Raw genomic sequence first — 22,159 nt, 5'->3', positions numbered from 1 at the left:
GGAGACCTCGACCACACGCTCCCACGCCCTCACCTTCCTCATGCGCCTCTCGCAACACCGCAACGTCAAACTCCGCCGGATCGCCGAAGAAATCGTCGCCGACGTCGCCACAACGACCTGATCACACAGGGTTGCCGGAGCTGGATCGAGGGCATGTTTCCGAGTGCCGTCGTCGATCTGGGGAAGGCGTGGTGGTCCAGTGCTCGCTCACGGGTGGCAGGTCGCGCTGACCGGGTTGTTCTCGGCGACCACGGCGTACTGTTTCTGGAGGCTGGCGACCGCGCGGTCCCAAGGGATCGAAGCCGTCGTCGACGTGAACCACATCCTGATGGGCCCGGCGATGCTGCTGATGGTGTGGTGGCCGTCGGCGACCGGGGCGAAGTGGGTGCAGCTGGCGGTGTTCGCGGGGATGGCGGTGGTGTTCGCGCGACACCTGACCGGCCTCGTCACCGTGACCGGCCGGACTGGCGCGTTGCTGCACGCCGGAATGAATCTCGGCATGGTGTGGATGCTGCTGGCGATGCCCACGCTGATGACCGCTGATCCCGCGATGGCAATGGACATGCCCGGTCACCAGCACTTCTCGGAGCTGGCCGGAACCCGGATCTGGGCCGCGATGGGGAGCTGGGTCGCGGTCGGTCTGATGATCCTGGCAGCGGCCTGGTGGATCTCCCGCGTACTGCGGGCGCCGGGTCACCGCGTGCTCTGTGCCTGCCACGCCCTCGCCTTCTGCGGGATGGCCGCCATGCTGGGCTTGATGACGCCGGCCCTCTGAGTCGAACTTTGTGGTGGGGGTCACGTCACAAAACCTCGGTCGCTGTCGTCGGGTAGTCGTCCGGCAAGCGTATGGAGGGAATGGCATGAGTTCAGTAGTGGAAGATCTTGGTCGCGACTTCGGTGGAGAGATCATCGAGCCTGGGGGAGCGGAGTACGAGGCGGTGAGTGGGTCGGTGCTGGTTGCCGGCAGCCCAGCGGTGGTGGTGCGGCCGTCGACGGTGGCCGATGTTCAGAAGGCGGTCAGGTTCGCCGCCGACTCGGGGCTGGAGCTGTCGGTGCGCGGTGGGGGCCACGCGTTCGCGGGGTTCGGGACCAACGACGGCGGCGTCGTCATCGATCTCAGCAAGCTGGCGAGTGTCGAACTCGTCGACAAGGAACGTCACCTCGTGCGGATCGGTGGCGGCGCGCTCTGGGGACAGGTCGCGGCGACTCTGGCGACGCACGGCCTGGCGATCTCGTCCGGCGACACGAAGAGCGTCGGGGTCGGCGGGCTGACCTTGAGCGGCGGGATCGGCTGGAAGGTCCGGAAGTACGGCCTGGCCATCGACAATCTGGTTGCCGTCGAGCTGGTCACCGCCGAGGGAGAGGTCGTGCGAGCGAGTGCCGAGGAGAACCCGGAGCTGTTCTGGGCGATCCGCGGTGGTGGCGGCAACTTCGGGATCGTCACCGCGTTCGAGTTCGAGGCGCACCCGACGACCGAGGTCTTCCACGGCAAGCTCACCTTCCCGGCCGCCGAGGCAGCCGGCGTACTCCAGGGCTGGGCGGACTACCTCCGTACGGCGCCCGAGGAGCTGACCTCGACCGTCACACTCGCCAACCCGTTCACCGGCGGGCCGGAGGCGCCGATCGAGATCCTGGTCGCCTTCGACGGCGACTCACAGGAGCAGGCCAACGAGGTGATCGACCCCATCCGCCGCCTCGGCACGGTGCTCGCCGACACCGTCGTACGGAAGCCTGTCGCGGACACTCTCGAAGAGGGATTCGCTCCGCCGCCCGGCATCAAGGTCGTGAACCGGAGCGCCTTCGTCGCCGAGGAATCTGTGCCCGAGGTGCTCAAGATCCTTGCGGAGGTCGGTACGTCGGAGCGGTCGCCGATCCTTGCTCTGCGGAGTGTCGGCGGAGCAGTCGCACGGGTCGCCGATGACGCCACGGCGTACGCGCATCGTCAGGCGGAGTTGATGGTTCTGGTGACTGTTGTGGGTCCGGCCCCGGTGGTCGAGGCGGCTCAGCCAGGGCTGGATGCGATCTGGGCACGCCTCGCCCCCCACATCACCGGTGCCTACGCGAACTTCCTCGCCTCGGCGACGGACGAAGATGTCGCCGCGATCTATCCCACGGAAACCTACAAGCGGCTCGCGGCGGTCAAGAGCCAGTACGACCCGGGCAACCTGTTCCGCGGCAATCACAACGTGCGTCCGGCCTGACACGCGGGCGGCAGCAGAGTCCCGCGTTGGTTTCTAGACTTGGAGGAGTCGTTTTGCCCGGCCGGGGAGGTTCGCTGCGAATGTCTACCGGTTCGTACGATCGCGCGGCCGCGGCGCGGGTGCTGGCGGAGGCTGCTCGCCCCTTCGGCGAGTTGTCTCTCGGCCCCGCGCGCAGGGTTGAGGCGGAGCCGGTGCCGCTGGTGCCGGCAAGGGGGAGTCACCTGACCGAGCTACAGCTCACCTATGTGCGGGAACAGATGCGGCCGTGCCCGGCCTCATTGGTCACGAGTGCGGCCAGCACGGTGAATTGGCGCGACAGCGAAGGCGTTCTCAATGTGGCGCATTGCGGCTCGCTCGGGGCGGTCGTCCCGGTCGTGGCGCGGGAGGCGACGCTGGTTCTGTGGCGGACGTTGGCGACGGACGAACGGGCGCTCTCGGATGAGGCCCGGGCGGTGATGGCGGCGACCACGACGGACAAGGATCCGCTGGAGATTCTGCGGGTGGGGATCGACACGACGGCGCGCGGGTTGGTGCAGCACGCGTACCTTGCCGACAGTACGCCGTACGCGAATGCCGCCGATTTTGCTCGCGGGATCAGGGATTCCGGGATCTTCGGCGTCGTGGCGAACACCTGGTTCTGGGGTTTGCAGTCGTCGACGTTTCGCCGCGGGATGATCCCGGTGCGGCTGCGGATCCAGGACGGCATGGTTCGCTACGCCGCCGAGACGACGAGCATCCTGCGAGCGATGAAGGACGTGGCGATCGCCGAGGCGGTGTCCGAGCAGTACGCCAAGTTGCCGCCGGGGGAGCAGCCGCGATGTCTGGCCAACATGGCGGTGGACGGCACGCGGCTGCTGCCGGGAGTGGTGGACACCTTTGTCGAGACGTTCGTGCAGTTGCTCGATCTGGTCGAGGTCGGTCGGTCTAGGGATGCGGAGGAAACCGTGGATGCTGCCAACGAGGTGTTCGAGGTACCGGACATGACGTGCTCGCACTGCACGAACACGATCACCGGGGTGCTGGAAGGCCTGGGAGTGCAGGTGTCCGGGATCGACCTCGAAACCAAGCAGGTGGTCGCCGTGTTTCCGACGGCCGAGGTGCGGGAGCAGAGTTTCGAGGCGATCCGGGGACGCGGCTATACCGTCGTACCGGGGAGTGCTTGAGCAATCAGTCGATCGGCGGTAGGGCCACCCGGATGACGACGAGGCCGAACAAGATGATCGTGAGTGCGTGGACGACCGTGCACCACAGGCAGATCGCGTTGATCTGGAACAGCTCGGCCCAGATCAGGTAGCAGACGAACACGACGCCGACCACGACCGCCGCGAGACGGGCGCGGCCGGGCCATGGCGACGCTGTCCGCCAGAACGGCGGGAGCGACAGCACGGTCATCGCAGCGAAGAAGCCGAGGCCGAGCAGGGCGACCGGGATGCCTGCGAGCTCGGAGTACTTGCTGCTGGTGACCTTGGCGCAGTTGACGACGCCGGTGTTCGGGCAGGCGAGCGTCGTACCGGCGGTGAAGTGCTCGTAGGTCAGGTACGCCGCGACGGCGAGGCCGGCCACCGACACGACCAAGGTTGCCCAGGGCAACCAGCCGAGCCGTGCGACAGCCTCGGTGCGCTCCCGCGAGGATGTGGTCCCGCTCATGATCAGCTCTTCCCGAGCGTGCCGGTCGCTGCCGTGACCGCGGGTGACGTGCAGACCGCGGCGGGCTGGTTGTTGGTGAGCTTGCAGAGCGCGGCCGTGTACTTGTTGGCCGAACCGTCGATCGCCTTCGCGATCGGGCTCGACGGATCCTTCAGCGCGTCGGCGATCTCGGTCTGCGTCTTGCCGGCCAGCAGGTCCGGGCTGTACGTCGCGCCGGCCGAGACGTACTTGCCGCCGAGGTCAACGAACGGGATCGAGCCCGCGCTCGACACGTACGGCGGCTTGTTGTAGGTGTCGAAGGTGTTCTGGTCGGCCGCGGTCGGCGTGTCCAGCGGGGCGTACTGCCCGTTGACCTTCTCGTTCGTGGTCGTCTCGACGCCGGTGAAGGCCAGGTACTGGCTGGTGTAGGTGGCGCCATGGAAGGACAGCGTCGGCGTGTTCGGGCTGACGTCGTCGCCTGCGGAGTGCGTCGTGCCGAGGTTGCTGAAGGTGCCGAACCGGGAGAGCGCGACCGTGACCGGCCAGCGCTCCGCCGCGCAGTACGGGCAGAACTCGGCGCCGATGTAGAGCACCTTCGGCTTGCCGCCCGCGGTCAGGGCCGGCGCGGTGATCTCCGAGGGACCGCCCTGGACGCCGTCGGTGCCGACCTTGTCGAAGGTCTCGGCCGGAACGGAGGCGAGCGTCGTCGTCAGCGAGGTGTCGGCCTTGCCGGACGGTCCGGTGGCGGTCTTCTTCTCGCCACCCGCGAGCCGGATCGCGACCAGCCCGCCGATCACGGCGATGACCACCACGACGGCTCCGACGGCCAGCAGCAACCGTCTCCGCCGCTCGGCCCGCTGCTGAGCTGCCAGCTCCGCCGCGACCCGTTCCCGTGTCCTGGCCTTCTGTTCGACACGCTTACTCACTGCAATTCTCCCGCCTGGTCATGAAGCGAGCCGAGTCTAGCCACGGCCGCAGAACACCTCACCCACGACAGGCCGATCAGCCCACGTCGCAGCGAGTAACCAGACAACGGTCGACCCATACCCCGAGTTCCGCCTCTTGGGTGAACTCGTTGTGTCATAGGGTTCCTAAGGGGAACTTACTAGAGGAGGAGTGGGGATGGGGCGGTTGGCGGATGGGAGTGCTGGAGATGCGGATTACGGGCGGATCGGGGATGGGTATACGGCGTACCGGCAGCCTGAGGCGGAGATCGAGGGGGCTGTTCGGAGGGCGTTGGGGGATGCGCGGACGGTGCTGAATGTCGGTGCGGGGGCTGGGTCGTACGAGCCGCGTGATCTGGAGGTGACCGCGGTGGAGCCGTCGGCGCAGATGCGGGCTCAGCGGCCGCCCGATCGGGTCGCCGCGATCGACGGGATCGCCGAGGAGCTGCCGTTCGCGGACGACACCTTCGATGCGGCGATGGCGACCTTCACCGTGCATCAGTGGTCGAACCTGGAAGCGGGACTCGCCGAAATGCGTCGGGTCACGCGCGGTCCGGTTGTCGTGCTGACTTGCGATCCGACGCTGCTGCAGAAGTTCTGGCTCTACGAATATGCGCCCGAGGCGATCGAGACCGAAGCGCGTCGCTACCCGGCCGTCGACGTCATCACCTCAGGGCTGGGCGGCGGCCAGGTCATCGCGCTGCCGATCCCACTCAACTGCAGCGACGGTTTTGGCGAGGCGTACTACGGGCGCCCGGAACGCCTGCTCGACCCAGGCGCCCGCAAAGCCAACTCAGCCTGGAGTTTCGTCGCCCCGGAAGTTCACGAGCGGTTCGAAGCCACCCTCGGTCGCGATCTGGCCGACGGAACCTGGGATGCCGCTCACGGCCATCTCCGCACCCAGTCGCACTTCGATGGTTCGCTCGTCCTGATCGTCTCTTCAGCCAAGTGAGGCCGTGGCGGCCCGGAGGTCCGCCAGGGCCTTGAGAGCGTACGGAGCGAACTCGTCGGCGGAGTCGGCTTCTGACCATTCGGCGTACCCGCGTTTGAAGGCGAGGATGCCGAGTTCGCCGGCGAGCTGGGCGATCGGATCCGGGACGCCGCGGGCGACCAGGGCCGCGGTCATGGTTGCGGCGAGGCCAACACTCTTCAGGATGTCCCGCTCCTGGAGCTCGGTGCTAGCGGCGACGGCCGCCTTCAGCCGGGGACCGATCTCGTGATTCATCGGCCCGAAGGCGCTCGACGCCCGGGACAGCCCGGCCGCCACGGCCTCGAGCGGACCGGCCTCCGGTGGTGCCTCGGCGATCCCCTCGGCCAGCAGCCGGCTCAGCGCATCCTGGCCGGCCACGAGCAGCTCCCGCTTGTCGGGGAAGTGCCGGAAGAAAGTGCTCCTGGTGACGCCCGCACGCTCGGCGATCTGCGCGACCGTCGTCGCGTCGTACCCCTGCTCGGCGAAGAGATCGACGGCGGCCACGACCAGCCGTTCGCGCGCTCCCGGTTCCCACCGTGCCATGGCCCGATCCTACGTGATGGGACCATTGTCCCGTCACCCTGGTACTGTGATGGGATAAGAGTCCCATCACTTGTCAGGAGAGTCCCATGAAGGTCTTCGTCACCGGCGGCACCGGTCTGATCGGCTCAGCCGTCGTCGCCGAACTGCTCGGCCACGGCCACGCCGTGCTGGTGCTCGCGCGCTCCGAGGCGTCCGCAGCAGCTGCCGAGAAGGCAGGTGCCGAGGTATTGCGGGGGAGCCTGGCCGACCTCGACGTCCTCCGCGCCGGAACGGCCCAGTCGGACGGAGTGATCCACCTTGCCTTCAGTAACGACTTCAGCAGCCTGGATGCCGTGGCCCGATCGGTCGCCGAGGAAACGGCAGCCATCGCAGCACTCGGCGAAGAGCTCGTCGGCAGCGATCGCCCCTTCGTAACGGTTTCCGGTACGCCGTACGTGGCCGGCCGGGTCTCCACCGAAGCCGATGCGCCGTCGACCGAAGGCCTCGTGGGCGGCCGCGGTCGCGCAGTGCTGGCGGCCCTGGATCTCGCGTCCCGCGGAGTCCGGACCTCCGCGGTGCGCCTGCCGCGCACAGTCCACAACGAAGGCAAAGGTGGATTCGCCGGCATGCTGACGTCGATCGCGCGCCAGACCGGTGTCGCCGGCTACCCGGGCAACGGAGAGCAGCGCTGGCCGGCCGTGCACGCCCTCGATGCGGCCGTCCTCTTCCGGCTCGCCCTGGAGTCGGCCCCGGCGGGGAGCTCCTGGCATGCAGTGGCCGACGAAGGTGATGCCGTCCGCGACATCGTCACGGTCATCGGCGAGCAACTCGGACTCCCCGTCCAGTCGCTACCGCCGGAGTCATTCGGTGCCCTGGGTGCTGTGTTCGCAATGGACCAGCCGTCGTCGAGTACGCACACCCAGGACGCACTCGGCTGGAAGCCCATCCAGCCAAGCCTTCTCGAAGACCTGCGCCGCATCTCTTAATAGAGATGGAAACCATGTTCAGGTAGCCTTGACGCGTGACCGACGAGGTGGAGCGCCTCAGTGCAGCCGATATCGGGCTGCGGCGAACGCGCCAGCGGGCCGCGATCCTCGACATGCTCGCCGGTTGCCGGGAGTTCGTGTCGGCCGGCGAACTGCATCACCTGCTGGGATCCGCGGGGATCTCGATCGGCCTGACCACGGTCTACCGCGCACTGCACGACCTCGAGCGCGCCGAGTTGGTGGACGTCGTACGGGATGACGCCGGTGGGAGGCACTACCGGCAGCGTCCGGTGACGGGTCATCGGCATTACTTCATCTGCCGATGCTGCGGTCTGAGTCTCGTGGTCGACACGGATGTTGTCGAGCGCTGGGCGGAGGGGCTCGCAGCGGACGCCGGTTTCTCAGACCTCGAGCACACCCTCGAGCTCTCCGGCGTCTGCGCCGATTGCTACCAGGTGATCAATGGGGGAGAAGCCGGAAACGGCGCTGACTGACGATGACGGCAGCAGCGAAGACAGCTGTTGCGGCGGCCAGGATGCCGAAGCTGGGCGGCACTTTCGGCACGGTCGAGCTCAGCGCCAATCCGGCCCACATCTCGAGGATCGCCAACCCCGCCGACAAGGCGAGAGCTCGGTAGGGGCGGTCGGTCAATCGCTGTGCGGCGCCTGCGGGAGCAGCCAGGAGGCCCAGGATCAACAGCGATCCGACGGCCTGTGTCGCCACCGCTGCGCAAGCCCCGACCAGGGCGAGAAAGACAAACCCGAGAAGACGCACCGGTACGCCGCGCGCGGCCGCCACCGCTTCGTCAATGGAGGCGAACAGCAACGGCCGCGCGACCAGCACAACCGCGGCACAGACCACCAGCGCGACGACTGCCGACGTCACCGCCTGGGACAACGACAGCCCGAAGATCGACCCGAACAACACGCTGACCCCAGCATTGCCGTTCGCCGCACTCCGCGACGTCGTGTACACGGTCAGGAAGAAGACGCCCAGACCGAGGATCCAGCTGAACACATTGCCGATGGCAACATCATCCGGCCGGCCTCGCCGTCCCAGTACGCCGAGCAGCAGAGCGACCCCGATGGTTGCGGCGAAGAGGCCCAGCCGAGGATCGACACCGATCGCGAGGGCGGCGAGCGCACCGGTGAAGGCGACGTGGCTCAGTGCGTCGCCGGTGAACACTTGCGCCCGTAGTACGAGGAAATAGCCGATCAGACCCGCGGCGCCGGCAATCGCCGTACCGGCGAGCAATGCGTGCTGGAAGAACGCCTGGCCGATCATGCGACGGCCACGGAGGGCCGGAAACGAAGGCGCGCGAGAACGTAACCCACGAAGGCGAAAGTCGTCACGAAGAAGCCGATCGGATAGGGCGAGTAATACGCGGCGAACAGCCCGAACCACGTCACCACGACCGCGAAAACAACGGACAATGCCAAGCCGAGACGCGGGCTCGCCGTCAAAGCCTGAGCAGTCGCTGCGGGCATTACCAGCAAGGCAAAGACGAGCAGCGAGCCCGTGATCTGACTGGCCCCGGCCACCGCGGCGCCCAAGATGATGAGAAACACCATGCTGAGCATCCGCACCCTCACGCCGCGGCCGGCAGCGACATCAGGATCGACGGATGCGAAAAGCAACGGCCGGCCGATCACGGCCAGCACAGCCAAGACAACGAGGGCAACTGTTAGCAACACCCAGACCTGCGTCGCGGTGATTCCCAGAAAGCTCCCGAAGAGCAATGCGGTCACTCCGCCGAGCAATCCCTTGTAAAGCGCGGCGAACAGGAACCCGCAAGCCAGCAGGAAAGCCTGCATCGTCCCCGTCAAGGCCGACTCGAGCCCATCGGCATCCCGCCCGATCCGCGGTATCAGCCCGAGCACGATCGCCGCCACGACACAAAAGGCGAAATACCCGTACGTCGTACTCAAGCCGATCAGCGTCGCCCCGGCCGCACCCGGGAACCCGACGACCGCCAGCGTGTGCCCCGCGAAGCTCTGGCGACGCAGCACCATGAACCAGCCGACGATCGCAGCCACCACGGCGACGATCGTGCCTGCGCGGAAGGCGTTGACCATGAACGCATAGGCCCACATCTCCCGGAGGTCAGTCAGGAGGTTCCACGACCAGGACGTCATAACCACACGCCGCCAGGCGACTCGTGCCGATCGCTGTGGAGGGCGGGTGCCTCGGGTTGGCCGACGACGACGAGTCGGCCATCCGAAGTACGTAGTACCTCGATCGGGGTCTGGTAGAGCCTCGACAACGTCTCGGAGGTGATGACGTGGTCGGGGCGGCCGGAGACCGCACCGCCCTCGGCGAGGTAGACGACCCGGTCGAGCCGGGACAGGATGGGATTGATGTCGTGGGCAACCATCATCACGGTCACCCCTTCCTCGCGGCAGATCCGCCCGACCAGGGCCGCCATCGCCGCCTGGTTGGGCAGGTCGAGGCTGTCGAGCGGTTCGTCGAGCAGCATCAGGTCGGGCCGGCGGACGAGCGCCTGGGCGATCAGCAGCCGCTGCTGCTCACCACCCGAGCACTGACCGATCGGGCGGTGCGCGTACGCCGAGGCGCCGACCAACTCGATGACCTCGGCGATCCGGGCGGCTTTGCGCTGCCGGCCGGAGAACGGGAGACCCCAGCGGTCGCCGTCCCAGCCGAGGCCGACGACGTCGATGCCGCGGATCCGCAGTGAAGCGTCGAAGCTGCGCCGCTGCGGGAGATACCCGATCCGGTCGCCGGTCCGACCCGGTCGTTCACCCAGCACCCGCACCTCACCGTCGGCCGGCAACAACCCGAGCAACACCTTCACCAGCGTCGACTTGCCGACCCCGTTAGGCCCCAGCACCGCCACAAACTCACCAGCACTCACGTCAAGGTCCACCCCGGACCACAACGCCCGCCCCCCGACCCGAACCGCCGCCCCCCGCAAAGAAACAGCAGGCAGAGTCGTTGCGGCCGACAACCGAGTGCGAGGCTCCGGTGGAGCGGACGGGTGCGGGGCGGTTGTCATTTGGTTGCGGCTTTGGTGAGGGCTTGCTGGATGCCTTGGAGTTGGCGGACCTGCCAGTCCTGGAAGGAGACGCCGGCCGGCGTCGGGGTTTCGGTGACGGTCGCCACCGGGATGCCCTTCGCCTCGGCTGCCTTGACCTGGGCGGCGACGTCCGGCGTGCTGTTCTGGCTGTTGTAGACGTAGATCTTGATCTGCTTGCCGGCGATCTGCTGATCGATCAGCGACTTGTCGCGCGCGGTCGGGTCGGTGCCCTCGCTGATCGCACTCAGGAATGTGTCCGGCGTCAGCATCTTGAGTCCGAGCCCCTCGGCCAGCGGGCTCACGATCGACTCGGACGCGCCGATCGGCGTACCGGCGTACTTGCTCTTGATGTCGCTGATCAGCTGGTTGTACGGCGCCAGCGTCTGGTCCACGAAGGTGGTCTTGAGCTTGTCGAAGTCGGCGGCGTCGGCCGGGTCGAGCGACTTGTAGTCGTTGGTGATCTGGTCGATCACCTGCCGGACGTTGGCGGGGGAGTACCAGCGGTGCGGGTTGCCGCCGGGCTGGATGCCGACGAGGTCGCCGACCTTCAGGTCCGTGCGGCCGTCGGTCGGGTTCGCGGCCAGCAGCTTGTCGGCCCAGGCGTCGTACCCGATCCCGTTGACGATGGTGAACTGCGCGCCGGCCACGGTCCGCGCATCGGCCGCGGTCGGTTCGTAGTCGTGCGGGTCGGCATCCGGGTTGCTGATGATGCTGGTGACCTTGACGTGGTCACCACCGAGCTGGGCCGCGATGCTGCCCCAGAAGTTCTCGGCCGCGACGACCTGGATCGTCTTCCCGCTGCTCGCGGGGGTGTCGGCGCTCTTCGGCGACGAGGTGGAACAGGCGGCGGCAGCGAGCACCGCCAGCGCCGTCAGCCCGCCCGCTGCGAGGCGGCGGACAGCGGATACGGAGTGAACGCTCTTCACGAAGATCCCTTCAGATGAAAATGACATTCAAAACCATACTCCCCCGAACGGCGGCAGCGAAACCGCGGGCGGGCTAGTTCAAGATCTGAACTACAGGTTTTCCGCTCACCAGCCGAAGCTTGTGAGCATGAAGGTCACGTCTCCCACGGTGCTGGACCAGATCGGTGATACCGCGTTGCTGCCGTTGCGCCGGCTCGGACCACACAACGGATCCCGGATCCTGCTCAAGCTGGAGGACGGCAATCCGACCGGCAGCATCAAGGACCGGATGGCGCTGGCGATGATCGAGGCTGCCGAAGCCGACGGCCGGCTGCGGCCGGGCGGCCGGGTCGTCGAATACACCGGCGGGAGCACCGGCGTCTCGCTGGCCCTGGTCTGCGCCGTCGCGGGATACAAGCTCGACATCGTCAGCTCGGACGCGTTCGCCGCCGAGAAGCTCGCGCACATGCGGGCGCTCGGCGCCGAGGTGCACGTGATCGCCAGCGACCGAGGCCGGATGACGGAGAAGCTCACCCGCGACATGATCGAGGCGGCCAGGATCATTGCCGCGGACAACGGCGGCTTCTGGACCGATCAGCTGAACAACACCGACCAGCTGCAGGCCTACCACGCGATGGCCGACGAGATCTGGGCCCAGACCAACGGTGAGCTCGATGCGTTCGTGCAGATCGTCGGTACTGCGGCGTCGCTGCGGGGAAACGCTGAGCGGCTGCGAGCGTACGACGACTCGATCACCGTCGTCGGGATCGAGCCCGCCGAGTCCGCTGTCTTGTCCGGGCACCCGACCGGTGCGCACAAGATCGACGGCGTCGGGGCCGGCTTCGTCGTACCGCTGTGGCACGACAAGGTCGCTGACGCGATCGAACTGGTCTCCACCGAGGAGGCGACGGCTATGGCGGTCGCCCTCGCCCGGACCGAAGGACTGTTCGCAGGCACGTCGACGGGAGCAAACGTGGTGGTTGCCCTGCGCATCGCCGAACGGCTCCCACCGCACTCGACGATCGTCACGGTCCTGTGTGACACGGGCATGAAGTATCTGAGCAAGTGACCGCGGCCGACGTCGCTAATCTGGGCCGATGAACGGGTACGGGCAGTTCTGCGCTGTGGCACGCGCGCTCGACATCGTCGGAGAACGATGGACCCTGCTGATCGTGCGGGAGATGCTCTCCGGGCCGGTCACGTTCGGCGACATCCGTCGAGGCATTCCCCGGATCCCGCCGGCGACACTGACCACCAGGTTGCGTTCCCTTCGCGCGGCCGACCTCGTCCGCGTTGCCGACCGCCGTTATCAGCTGACCGCTTCCGGGCTGACCCTCGCTCCGGTCGTTCGTGAGCTGGCGCGGTGGGGGATGACCACCGAAAGCGCTGCCTTGTCCGAGGACGACCTCGACACCGCGGCACTCACCTGGGATATGCAACGCAGGGTCGATCTTGATGCCCTGCCCGAGAACACCGTGGTCCTCGCGCTCGAGTTCACCGACCGACCGGAGCGAGACCGGTACTTCTGGCTGCACCTGTCGAGAACGAACGTCATCCTGTGCCGGCAAGACACCGGCGCGCCGGTGGATCTCTGGCTCACGGCACCGACTGCCGAGGTCACCCAGTGGTGGCTCGGCGAACTGACCTGGTCGCAACTGCAGCGGCATCCGGGAGTCACCATCCACGGAAACCGTGGTCTACAACGCCAGATGCAGAACTGGTTCCTCCGATACGCGTTCGCCAGGCAGCTCAGACGTTGATCTGGGAGCCCATGATGACGACGCGGTCGCGGGGGAGGGCGAAGTACTCGGCGGCGTCCGCGCTGATCCGGGAGGTGGCGACGAAGAGGCGTTTGCGCCAGCGGGCCATGCCGGGGGCATCGCCGGCCCGGAGTTCGATCGTGGACAGGAAGTACGACGTGTCGTCGAGCTTGACCGAGATCTCCGGGCTCTGCTCGGCGGCCAGCCGTAGTACTTGCGGTACGTCGGGACTCTGCAGGTAGCCGAGTCGCGCGGTGACGTGGACGATCCCGTCGTCGGTGTGGCCGAGGTCGTCGACAGTGACCCGGTCCTCGTCGGCGACGTGCGGGACCGGCTGGGTCTCGAGCGAGAGGATCACCACGTTCTCGTGCAGGATGTGGTTGTGCTCGACGTTGGCCCGCATCGCGAGCGGGACGGTGGCCTTGCCGCGGTTGAGGAACACCGCCGTACCGGGCACCCGCCGGAGCGGGGGATCGGCCTCGTGCAGCTCCTCGATGAAGACCGGTAGCGGACCCTCGTCGCTCTCGCGTTGCCGGGTGACCAGCTCGCGTCCACGCTGCCACGTGGTGAGCACCGTGAAGACGGTGACGGCGATCAGCAGCGGCAACCAGGCGCCGTGAGTGATCTTCGTCAGGTTGGCGGCCAGGAAGAGCAGTTCTACGGTGAGGAAGGCGCCCGCGCCGAGAAGCACCACCCAGAGCGGCTTACCCCACTGCCGGCGAACGATGTAGAAGAACAGCAGCGTGGTGATGGTGATCGTGCCGGTCACCGCCATACCGAAGGCGAAGGCGAGAGCGGCCGACGACTCGAAGGCGAAGACGAGCGTGATGACCGAAATCATCAGCGCCCAGTTGATCCACGGGACGTAGATCTGGCCGACCGTCTCGCTCGAGGTGTGCAGGATGCGCAGGCGTGGCAGGTAACCGAGCTGGACCGCCTGGTGTGCGACGGAGAACGCACCGGTGATGACGGCTTGCGAGGCGATCACGGTCGCCGCCGTCGCGAGCAGGATCATCGGAATGCGCGCCCAGCGCGGGATCAGCAGGAAGAACGGGCTGCTGATCGCCGACTGGTCCGCGAGCACCAGAGCGCCCTGGCCGAGATAGCTGAGGATGCAGGCGGGGAACACGATGAACAGCCACGCGCGGGCGATCGGGGCCCGGCCGAAGTGGCCGAGATCGGCGTACAAGGCCTCGGCCCCGGTGATCGCCAGCACCACGGCGGCGAGGGCGAAGAACGCGGTCGAGAAGTGGCCGGTGAAGAAGCTGATCGCATACGTCGGCGAGAGCGCCTTGAGGACCGCTGGGTGACGGGTGATCCCGGCGATGCCGCAGGCGGCGATCGAGCTGAACCACACGACCATCACCGGCCCGAAGGTCCGGCCGATCCGTGCGGTGCCCAGCCGCTGGACGGCGAACAGCACGATGATGATGGTGGCGGTGATCGGTACGACGAAGTCGCCGAGGCCGGGCTCGACGACCTTGAGGCCCTCGACCGCGGACAGCACCGAGATGGCCGGGGTGATCATGCTGTCGCCGAAGAACAGCGACGCGCCGAAGATCCCGAGACCGGCCAGGATCAGCTTCGTCCGCTTGCTGCCCGCCACGGTCCGGCCCCTGATCAAGGTGATCAGCGCCATGATGCCGCCCTCACCGTCGTTGTCGGCGCGGGTCACGAACAGGACGTACTTGATCGTCACGACGATGGTGACCGACCAGAAGATCAGCGAGCTGACGCCGTAGACGCTGTCGATCGAGGCCGGCACCGGATGCGGATCGCCGGGGTTGAAGACCGTCTGGATCGTGTAGATCGGGCTGGTGCCGATGTCGCCGAAGACGATCCCGAGGGCACCGAGCGTCAGCGCTGTCTTGGCCGGCACGCGCGTCTTGCTGGGGCTGCTCACCCGCGCATTGAAGCATCACCCGCTGACCGGCACGGAACCGCGACCCGCTCTTTCACAGGCTCTTCACAAGGCCCGGCGAAGGGCGCCCTGCGTCGGATGCGGGCCGATCGCCGTGGGCAGAAGGATTGCCCTCGGATTTTCACCGACCTGATGCGGAATTCCGGCCGCGCTGCCAGCATCCCGAGTTAGCGAACAGTAACCGACTGATCGCTCTCCGCCCAGAGTGAGTAGTGAGGTTCCCATGTCTTCACGCAGCATGCTGTCCGTCGTGGCGATCGCCGCGCTCGCAGTAGCCCTCCCGGTCGTCGCCGCCGCCCCGAGCGATGCCGCACCGGCCCCGTCCGCTCCGACCCAGGTCACCTCCACGTACGTCGGCAGTGCGCAGGATGCCGCCAACAACAAGGCCTTCTACGACGCGGTGATGAAGTCGGCCCAGGCCAAGCGAGCCAAGCTGGGCAACAAGACGGCCGCCGTCACGGTCGTCTACAGCGCCAGCCGCGCTCCCAGCTTCAGCACCCAGATCGCCCGGTCCGCCCAGATCTGGAACAACGCCGAGAACAACGTGACCCTGGTCCAGGGCTCCAACTACGACTTCTACTACCGGGAAGGGAACGATTCGCGCGGCTCCTACGCCAGCACCGACGGCCACGGGAGCGGCTACATCTTCATCGACTACAGGCAGGCCCAGCAGTACGACAAGACCCGGATCGTCGCCCACGAGACCGGCCACGTGCTCGGCCTTCCCGACCACTACTCCGGTCCGTGCAGCGAGCTGATGTCGGGCGGCGGCCCTGGCCCGTCCTGCACCAACCCGTACCCGAACTCCACCGAGGCGGCTCGGGTCGACCGCCTCTGGGCGAACGGCTAACCCTCGTTGCCGCCCTGGCTCCCTCGAGCCAGGGCGGCATTTTCTTTTCTCCACAGCGATGAGTTCCGGCGACGGCGGGAGTCCTACTCCCGACAAGCAGTCCGAACCATCCTGAGGAGCACACGATGAACAACACCCTGACGGTCCCCGGCGCCGACCTGTACTACGAACTGCGCGGTCGCGGCCGCCTCGTCGTACTGGTCGGATCGCCGATGGGGGCGCGGTCCTTCGAGCCGTTGGCCGAGTTGCTCGCGCCCGACTACACGATCCTCACCACCGACCCGCGCGGGATCGACCGCAGTCCGGTCCACGATCCCGACCAGGACTCGACGCCGCAGTTGCGAGCCGATGACCTGGCCGCCCTGCTCACGAAGGTCGATGCAGGTCCGGCGACCGTCTTCGGGTCGAGCGGTGGCGCCATCACTGCACTCGCTTTCGCCCAGGCGTATCCGTCGTTGGTGGAGACGGTCATCGCGCACGAACCGCCGCTGGCGGAACTGGTCGAGGATCGCGACGAGCTGCACGCCGGAACGGAGAAGCAGATCGCCACCTACCTCGACGGCGACATCGTCGGGGCCTGGCGGCTGTTCATGGCCCAGGCGAACATCGAGCTGCCGCCCGGGTTGCTGGAGATGATGTTCGGCCCCGATCGCCCGGCCGAACAGCTCAAGGACGAGCGGCGCTGGTTCGAGCACGAACTGCTCGAGACCACCCACTGGCAGCCAGACCTGCCCGTACTACGGGCAGGCGCGCCCCGCATCATCGCGGGCATCGGTGAGGAGTCGGCCGGCCAGGTCTGCGACCGAACGACCAGAGCGCTGGCGGCCGAACTGGGGATCGAACCAACCATGTTCCCCGGCGGCCACACCGCCTTCGCCGACAACCCGACGACCTTCGCACCCCGCCTGCGAACCGTCCTCGAATCCACCATGTGAACTCGCCCCGAGCCGCGCCGACTGGCCCCCACTCTGTCAATACCTGATCCAGGGCGAGCTCAGTCGAGGTCGTGGAGGATGGCGGTGATTTGCTGGGCTGCTTTGTGGGGGCGGGGGCCGGTGGTGGCGAGGGTGTCGAGGATGCGGGTGTAGGTGTCGACGTCGGTCGGCCGGTCGAGGTAGGACGCGGTGGTGAGCTGCTCGACGTACACGACGTCCGGCAGGTCGGGATGTGGGAAGCGCAGGATGCTGAAGGCTCCGGAGGTGGCGGCGTGCCCGCTGCTGCCGAGCGGGATGATCTGCAAGGTGACATTGGGCCGATGAATGGACTCGAGCAAGGCGATGAGTTGCTCGCGGTGCACGTCGGGCCCGCCGATCGGCCTTCGTAGTACGGACTCTTCGATCACTGCCCAGAGCTTCAGAGCAGGATCGCGATCGAGCACCGCCTGGCGGGTGATCCGGAGTGCGGCGATCCGGTCGATCTCGGCTTCGGAACGTTCCTCGTTCGTCAACCGTGCAACGGCTCGCGCGTACTCCGGCGTCTGTAACAGCCCAGGCACGAACTGCACCTCGTAGGTGCGGATCAACTCCGCGGCCGCCTCCAGTCCGAGATAGGCACCGAACCAATCGGGGGTCACATCGCCGTACTGATGCCACCACCCGCGATTGTTCGCATCACGCGCAAGCTGCAGCAAACTGTCCCGCTCGGCATCGCCGACCTCGTACAACCCCAGCAGATCGGCGACATCGCGCTCCTTGAACCCGACCCGGCCGAGCTCCATCCGGCTGATCTTCGACTCCGACGACCGGATCGCCCAGCCGGCCTCCGATCGTGAAATTCCCGCCCGCTCACGCAGCCTCCGCAGCCGCGTGCCGAGCATGATCCGCAACGCCGTCGGCCCTGCCTCACTCCGCCCCGCCATATCCCAAGCTTACCTCATTATCGAACATATGTTCCCATGAGATCAGCCGCCTTCGAGCTACTGGGAGACGCGCTGCACCAGCTGGATGGGGTGCTCGTCGGGATCGACGACGAAGGCGATCCGCAGCTTTCCGTCGAGGAACGGATGCGGCGGCGTGTGCTCCTGCGCGCCGGCTTCCAGGGCCATCGCGTACGCCGCCTCGACGTCGTCGGTCCAGAGCGTGATGCTGGCGCGATGCCCGCTCGTCACCGGCACGATGCCGTGACTCTCGGCGGCCGGCTCCGGCAGCGCCAGCCCGACTGAGAACCCGCCAAGCTCGATCTCGATCTTGACCGGCTGGTGCTGACTCGTCCGGAAAGTCTCCTGAAAGCCGAACCGCCGGTAGAAGGTTGCGGCGCGCTCGGTATCGGCCACGAACAGGATCACCTGGGGATCGCTGAAGTACATCCTTCGATCTTGCCAGACCTCACATGCGGGATCTGAGGACGTCGAATTCGCAGCCGGGGGAGTTGGGATCGAAGCCGTGCTCGATCAGCCAGCGCGAAGCGAGGAGGCTTCGGAGCGACCACCAGGCGCGGATGGCGTCGAGGTCGACGTCGGATCCGTAGCCGGTGAGGACGTCGGCAAGGCGTTCCTCGTGCCCGAGCGTCAAGCTCGCCAGGTCGAACATCGGATCGCCCGGGCCGGCCTCGGACCAGTCGATGATGCCGGTGAGCTCGTCACCATCGACGAAGATGTGCGTGATCTGCAGATCTCCATGCACGAACATCGGCCTCCAAGGCCGGAACGCCGCCTCGGCGATCTCCCGGTTGCGCTTGACCAGATCACTCGGGAGAACACCGCTGCTGATCAGCCAATCGCATTCGGCTTCGAGCTCAGCCGGGAGTTCGTCGTAATTCTTGCGACCAGGCCACGGTGGCAGCGGCGCCTCATGCAGCCTCCGTACGGCGGCGCCCGCAGCAGCCCAGGCCGCCGGCGAGGCGGTCGACGGCGCACCCAGTACGCCGAGCGCCGTCCCTGGCACCGCGGAGATCGCAAGGACGGGCGGATTCCGCCACAGGATCTCCGGCGTCGGCACCGGCGCCAGAGCCATCGCCGCCACCTCGACGTCGATGTTCTGCTGATCGGAGTCGATCTTCAGGAACACCTCACCGACCCGCAGCGTCGCGCGCTGGCTATGGGCAACGACAACCTCAACCTCGTCCACGCGGTCATTCTCGCGGAGCTACTCACCGACGTCACCGGCTTTATCGGCCGGCGACGCGGCGTCAGTCGCGGAGGTATTCGGCTCGCCAGCGGTAGAGGGCGGGGTCCGAGGGGCTGGGTTGTTTGTCTAGCTGGATGAGGCGGACGTCGCCGGTCGCGAACGCGTCGATCGCGGCCCGGGTGAGCGGCCAGGGCGGCCCTTCGACGACCTCGTCCGCGATCTCCACACCGTCGACCTCGTCGCGGGCGGCAGCGATGACGAGCAGGGTGCCACCGACCCGCACCAGCGCGGTGACCTGCTGGGTCGCGGCCGGTTGCAGGTGGATCGGGAGCGCCTGCACGGTGTAGATCTCGACCACCAGATCGAACGCACCCCGCCAGTGAGCCGGCGGATCGAACAGGTCGGCGACCACATACTCGACCTTGGTATCCGGATGGGCGTCCCGCGCGGCCGCGACCGCAGACGGCGAGATGTCGAACGCCGTCGTGTCGTAGCCGAGGTCAGCTACCAACTCGGCGTCCCACCCCATCCCGGCACCGACAACAAGAGCCCGCTTGCCCGCGCCCGAAGGCTCAGCCGTCCCGACCCAATCGGTCAGCAACGCGTGCGCACCGCCGCGATCCCACGGCACCACAGCCCGGCCCTCACCGGCCGCGGCGTACAGCTTCTCGAACCACCCGGTCGGATCGTTCTCAGCCAGCGATTGGGCGGCAAGCCGGCGGGAGGCGACGTCGGGATCGGGATCGGGGGTCTGTTCGGCTGTCATACCGGTGATTCTTCCGTCTGCCCGGCAGGATCCCCGGGATCGCCGGTCGCATCTTGACCAATTCCTGAAGGCTGATGGATCGCCCGCACAGCCTGCACGGTGTCGACCTGATCGGGCGTCTTGTCGTCGCGATACCGGACCACCCGGGCGAACCGCAGCGCCATCCCGCCCGGATACCGCGTGGACGTCTGTACGCCGTCGAACGCGATCTCGACCACCACCTCCGGACGCAGATAGACCGTGTAGTCGTCCCGGCGAACCTCGAGCTCCTGGAACTTCTCGGTCTGCCAGCGCAACAACTCGTCGGTCAGCCCCTTGAACGTCTTCCCGAGCATCACGAACTCGCCAGTCTCCTCGTCCCGCGCGCCGAGATGCAGGTTCGACAACCAGCCTGTACGCCGGCCGTGGCCCCACTCCGCCGCGAGCACCAGCAAGTCGAGCGTGTGCGTCTGTTTGACCTTGACCCAGCCGGATCCCCGCCGACCCGCTTCGTACGGCACCGACAGCGACTTCACCATGACACCTTCATGGCCGCGCTGCACGGCATCGGTGAAGAAGGCCTCGCCGGCTTCGGCGTTGTCGGTGACGAGCCGGGGGATCCGCTTTTCCTCGGGGATGACCTTGCTCAGCCATTCGTGGCGCTCGGTGCTGTCGAGGCCGAGCAGGTCGTTGCCGTCCAGATGCAGGATGTCGAAGAAATACGGCGTCAACGGCACCGTCTCCGGACCGGTGGCCGCGCGCGTCGCCGTACGGGATCCGGTGACCTGGAAGGCTTCCGGGCGGCCGTCGGCGCGCAGGGCGATGAGCTCGCCATCGAGAACGACCTTGTCGACCTTGAGCTCGAGGACCGCGGTGACGACCTCGGGCACCCGGCCGGTGATGTCGTCGAGGGTCCGGGTGTAGACGACGACCTGGTCGCCGTCGCGGTGCACCTGGATGCGGATGCCGTCGAGCTTCCACTCGATCGCGGCCGGGCTGCCGGTCTTCTCCAATGCCTCGGCGATGCTGGTCGCCGACTGGGCGAGCATCGGCTGCACCCCCCGCCCGACCTCCAGCTTGAACTGATCGAGGCCGGCCTCACCCTCGGTCAGCACGGCTACGGCAACGGGCGCCGCGGCACCTCGCAACATGGTCGCCGCCCTGATCTTCGCCAGCGGGACGCCGGTCGCTTTGGCGACCGCGTCGGCCATCACTCCGTCGAGCGCCCCCTGACGCAGCTCGCCGCCGACCAGCAGCCGGAGGAACTTCTGCTCCTCGGCCGTCGCCCGCTCGAACAACGCGTCCACTGCCGCCCGCCGCTTCGCCTGCGACCCGGCACCCGCGAACTCGGACAGCTCGGCGAACGCCGCGTCGACCTCCTCGATCGTCAGCGAGGCCGTCTCGGCAGGCGCCGGCGCGTCCATCAAGGTCCGCCAGCCGACGCCCGTACGCCGTTGGCGCAGCTCACCGGACAGGTACGTGACGACGATCGCCGTCTCCTCCGCCTCGGTGGCGCTGACCAGCAGGGTCGCGATCAGATCCGCCTTGGCCCGGCGCGACCGCGTCCGACTCAGAGCGGCAGACGTCGCGACCACATCAGCTAGCAACATGATCCCAGTCTCGCCCACCCCACCGACATTTTCCGGTAGGTCAGGGAGCCGGTGGGAGGTCGTCCAGGAAGTCGGCGGTCGGTGTGTAGAAGAGGGTGCCGGTGACGGCGGTGGAGAAGTCGAGGATCCGGTCGTAGTTGCCCTCGGGCTCGCCGAGGAACATCCGGCGGAGCATCAGCTCGGTCACGCCGGGGTCCTTGGCATACCCGATGAAATAGGTGCCGAACTCCTGCGCGCCGATGGAGCCGAACGGCATGTTGTCGCGCAGGATCTGCTGCTCGTTCCCCTCCTCGTCCTCGATCACGTTGAGCACGATGTGCGCGTTGGACGGCTTCTCGTCGTCGGGCAGCTCGGTGTCCTCCAGCTTGGTCCGCCCGATCACGAGCTCCTGCTGCTCGACGGTCAGCGCGTTCCACGCCTTCATGTCGTGCAGGTACTTCTGCACGATCACATAGCTACCTCCGGCGAACGACGGATCCTCCGGCCCGACCAGCACCGCCTCCGAAGCCTCCGCGCCGGCCGGGTTCTCGGTGCCGTCCACGAAGCCGAGCAGATCGCGCATCTCGAAGTACTTGAACCCGTGCACCTCGTCGATCACCGTTGCCGCGCCGTCCAGCTCTTTCATCACCTGCTGCGCCAGCTCGAAGCAAAGGTCCAGCTGACCGGCGCGAATGTGGAACAGCAGGTCACCAGGTGTCGACACCGCCTTGTGCTTGCCGCCGTTCAGCTCCACGAACGGATGCAGCTTCGCCGGCCGGGGTCCACCGAACAAGCGATCCCACGCGTCCGACCCGATGCTCGTCACGCACGACAACCCACCGTCGGGAACCCGGAAACCGACACCCCGCGTGAGGCCCGTGATCCGCTCGAGCAGCGCCCGCGCGGCTTCCTCGCCGCCCGGCTCGATCCGGACGACCAAGAAGATCGCCGCTCCGGTCAAGGGCATCAGCACGGATTGCGGCAGGGCACGGGTTGTCGCGGCCGGACCAGCGGTCGGATCGGTCACCATCGGCACTCTCC

General features: G+C 67.3%; 24 protein-coding genes. 10 read left to right on the top strand and 14 right to left on the bottom strand.

Annotation, left to right across the window (positions count from 1 at the left end; genetic code table 11):
- The first annotated feature begins 199 nt into the window (after positions 1-199).
- From ABZ004_RS05335 to ABZ004_RS05325, 3 genes are all read left to right on the top strand, one after another.
- Positions 200-775: a DUF5134 domain-containing protein gene (locus ABZ004_RS05335; protein ID WP_355678524.1), complete on the top strand. Its 576-nt coding sequence runs from the start codon at positions 200-202 to the stop codon at positions 773-775.
- 85 nt (positions 776-860) lie between these two features.
- Positions 861-2,201: an FAD-binding oxidoreductase gene (locus ABZ004_RS05330; RefSeq protein ID WP_355678523.1), complete on the top strand. Its 1,341-nt coding sequence runs from the start codon at positions 861-863 to the stop codon at positions 2,199-2,201.
- 80 nt (positions 2,202-2,281) lie between these two features.
- The gene (locus tag ABZ004_RS05325; RefSeq protein WP_355678522.1) at positions 2,282-3,364 is read left to right on the top strand and encodes a heavy-metal-associated domain-containing protein; all 1,083 of its coding nucleotides are present in this window, start codon (positions 2,282-2,284) and stop codon (positions 3,362-3,364) included.
- Positions 3,365-3,368: 4 nt separating this feature from the next.
- Here ABZ004_RS05325 and ABZ004_RS05320 read toward each other — a convergent pair whose 3' ends face one another.
- Together ABZ004_RS05320 and ABZ004_RS05315 are read right to left on the bottom strand one after the other, a co-directional pair.
- Positions 3,369-3,848, bottom strand: a complete 480-nt coding sequence (locus ABZ004_RS05320) for a vitamin K epoxide reductase family protein (protein ID WP_355678521.1) — start codon at positions 3,846-3,848, stop codon at positions 3,369-3,371.
- Positions 3,849-3,850: 2 nt separating this feature from the next.
- Entirely contained in the window at positions 3,851-4,753 is a 903-nt protein-coding gene (locus ABZ004_RS05315; protein WP_355678520.1) for a DUF929 family protein, read from the bottom strand.
- Positions 4,754-4,949: 196 nt separating this feature from the next.
- On the opposite strand from ABZ004_RS05315, the gene ABZ004_RS05310 reads away from it, so the two are divergent.
- Positions 4,950-5,723 carry a class I SAM-dependent methyltransferase gene (locus ABZ004_RS05310; protein ID WP_355678519.1) on the top strand — a complete coding sequence of 258 codons (774 nt, stop codon included), beginning with the start codon at positions 4,950-4,952 and terminating at the stop codon, positions 5,721-5,723.
- On the opposite strand, the gene ABZ004_RS05305 is transcribed toward ABZ004_RS05310, so the two are convergent.
- On the bottom strand, positions 5,712-6,284 hold the full coding sequence (locus tag ABZ004_RS05305) for a helix-turn-helix domain-containing protein (protein ID WP_355678518.1): 573 nt from the start codon (positions 6,282-6,284) through the stop codon (positions 5,712-5,714). The genes ABZ004_RS05310 and ABZ004_RS05305 overlap by 12 nt on opposite strands.
- 86 nt (positions 6,285-6,370) lie before the next feature.
- Here ABZ004_RS05305 and ABZ004_RS05300 point away from each other — a divergent pair, with 86 nt between their 5' ends.
- Positions 6,371-7,249, top strand: coding sequence for an SDR family oxidoreductase (locus ABZ004_RS05300; RefSeq protein WP_355678517.1), 879 nt, complete (start codon positions 6,371-6,373; stop codon positions 7,247-7,249).
- A gap of 35 nt (positions 7,250-7,284) precedes the next feature.
- The gene (locus ABZ004_RS05295; RefSeq protein WP_355678516.1) at positions 7,285-7,743 is read left to right on the top strand and encodes a Fur family transcriptional regulator; all 459 of its coding nucleotides are present in this window, start codon (positions 7,285-7,287) and stop codon (positions 7,741-7,743) included.
- Here the strand turns inward: ABZ004_RS05295 and ABZ004_RS05290 are convergent.
- From ABZ004_RS05290 to ABZ004_RS05275, 4 genes are read right to left on the bottom strand one after another with little or no spacing between them, the layout of a single operon-like run.
- Positions 7,709-8,533: a metal ABC transporter permease gene (locus ABZ004_RS05290; protein ID WP_355678515.1), complete on the bottom strand. Its 825-nt coding sequence runs from the start codon at positions 8,531-8,533 to the stop codon at positions 7,709-7,711. The two genes, ABZ004_RS05295 and ABZ004_RS05290, sit on opposite strands and share 35 nt — an antisense overlap.
- Positions 8,530-9,342, bottom strand: a complete 813-nt coding sequence (locus ABZ004_RS05285; protein WP_355678514.1) for a metal ABC transporter permease — start codon at positions 9,340-9,342, stop codon at positions 8,530-8,532. Before ABZ004_RS05285 ends, ABZ004_RS05290 begins: the two co-directional genes overlap by 4 nt.
- 38 nt (positions 9,343-9,380) lie before the next feature.
- Entirely contained in the window at positions 9,381-10,262 is an 882-nt protein-coding gene (locus ABZ004_RS05280) for an ABC transporter ATP-binding protein (RefSeq protein WP_355678513.1), read from the bottom strand.
- On the bottom strand, positions 10,259-11,209 hold the full coding sequence (locus ABZ004_RS05275) for a zinc ABC transporter substrate-binding protein (protein WP_355678512.1): 951 nt from the start codon (positions 11,207-11,209) through the stop codon (positions 10,259-10,261). Before ABZ004_RS05275 ends, ABZ004_RS05280 begins: the two co-directional genes overlap by 4 nt.
- 127 nt (positions 11,210-11,336) lie before the next feature.
- On the opposite strand from ABZ004_RS05275, the gene ABZ004_RS05270 reads away from it, so the two are divergent.
- Together ABZ004_RS05270 and ABZ004_RS05265 are read left to right on the top strand one after the other, a co-directional pair.
- Entirely contained in the window at positions 11,337-12,257 is a 921-nt protein-coding gene (locus ABZ004_RS05270) for a cysteine synthase family protein (protein WP_355678511.1), read from the top strand.
- Positions 12,258-12,285: 28 nt separating this feature from the next.
- Positions 12,286-12,948 (top strand): helix-turn-helix domain-containing protein, encoded by a 663-nt coding sequence (locus ABZ004_RS05265; protein WP_355678510.1) that lies wholly within the window; start codon positions 12,286-12,288, stop codon positions 12,946-12,948.
- Here the strand turns inward: ABZ004_RS05265 and ABZ004_RS05260 are convergent.
- Positions 12,938-14,851, bottom strand: coding sequence for a potassium transporter Kup (locus tag ABZ004_RS05260; protein ID WP_355678509.1), 1,914 nt, complete (start codon positions 14,849-14,851; stop codon positions 12,938-12,940). The two genes, ABZ004_RS05265 and ABZ004_RS05260, sit on opposite strands and share 11 nt — an antisense overlap.
- Positions 14,852-15,092: 241 nt before the next feature.
- On the opposite strand from ABZ004_RS05260, the gene snpA reads away from it, so the two are divergent.
- Together snpA and ABZ004_RS05250 are read left to right on the top strand one after the other, a co-directional pair.
- A complete protein-coding gene (snpA, locus tag ABZ004_RS05255; RefSeq protein ID WP_355678508.1) occupies positions 15,093-15,719 on the top strand; it encodes a snapalysin in 627 nt (208 codons plus the stop codon).
- Positions 15,720-15,844: 125 nt separating this feature from the next.
- Entirely contained in the window at positions 15,845-16,654 is an 810-nt protein-coding gene (locus tag ABZ004_RS05250; RefSeq protein ID WP_355678507.1) for an alpha/beta hydrolase, read from the top strand.
- A 59-nt stretch (positions 16,655-16,713) separates the two neighbouring features.
- Here the strand turns inward: ABZ004_RS05250 and ABZ004_RS05245 are convergent, their stop codons facing one another.
- The 6 genes from ABZ004_RS05245 to ABZ004_RS05220 form a co-directional block, all read right to left on the bottom strand.
- A complete protein-coding gene (locus ABZ004_RS05245) occupies positions 16,714-17,577 on the bottom strand; it encodes a helix-turn-helix transcriptional regulator (protein WP_355678506.1) in 864 nt (287 codons plus the stop codon).
- Positions 17,578-17,634: 57 nt separating this feature from the next.
- Positions 17,635-18,024, bottom strand: coding sequence for a VOC family protein (locus ABZ004_RS05240; protein WP_355678505.1), 390 nt, complete (start codon positions 18,022-18,024; stop codon positions 17,635-17,637).
- A 19-nt stretch (positions 18,025-18,043) separates the two neighbouring features.
- Positions 18,044-18,784 carry an aminoglycoside phosphotransferase family protein gene (locus tag ABZ004_RS05235; RefSeq protein WP_355678504.1) on the bottom strand — a complete coding sequence of 247 codons (741 nt, stop codon included), beginning with the start codon at positions 18,782-18,784 and terminating at the stop codon, positions 18,044-18,046.
- A gap of 61 nt (positions 18,785-18,845) precedes the next feature.
- Positions 18,846-19,550, bottom strand: coding sequence for a class I SAM-dependent methyltransferase (locus ABZ004_RS05230; RefSeq protein ID WP_355678503.1), 705 nt, complete (start codon positions 19,548-19,550; stop codon positions 18,846-18,848).
- Positions 19,547-21,139, bottom strand: coding sequence for an ATP-dependent DNA ligase (locus ABZ004_RS05225; protein WP_355678502.1), 1,593 nt, complete (start codon positions 21,137-21,139; stop codon positions 19,547-19,549). The genes ABZ004_RS05230 and ABZ004_RS05225 overlap by 4 nt, the downstream gene beginning before the upstream one ends.
- Positions 21,140-21,179: 40 nt before the next feature.
- Positions 21,180-22,148 carry a Dyp-type peroxidase gene (locus tag ABZ004_RS05220; protein WP_355678501.1) on the bottom strand — a complete coding sequence of 323 codons (969 nt, stop codon included), beginning with the start codon at positions 22,146-22,148 and terminating at the stop codon, positions 21,180-21,182.
- Positions 22,149-22,159: the final 11 nt, after the last annotated feature.

It is taken from the genome of Kribbella sp. NPDC006257, assembly GCF_040613535.1.
GTDB lineage: Bacteria > Actinomycetota > Actinomycetes > Propionibacteriales > Kribbellaceae > Kribbella.
The sequence above is the reverse complement of the archived record's forward strand: the minus strand, read 5'-3'. Positions and strand labels throughout refer to the sequence as shown.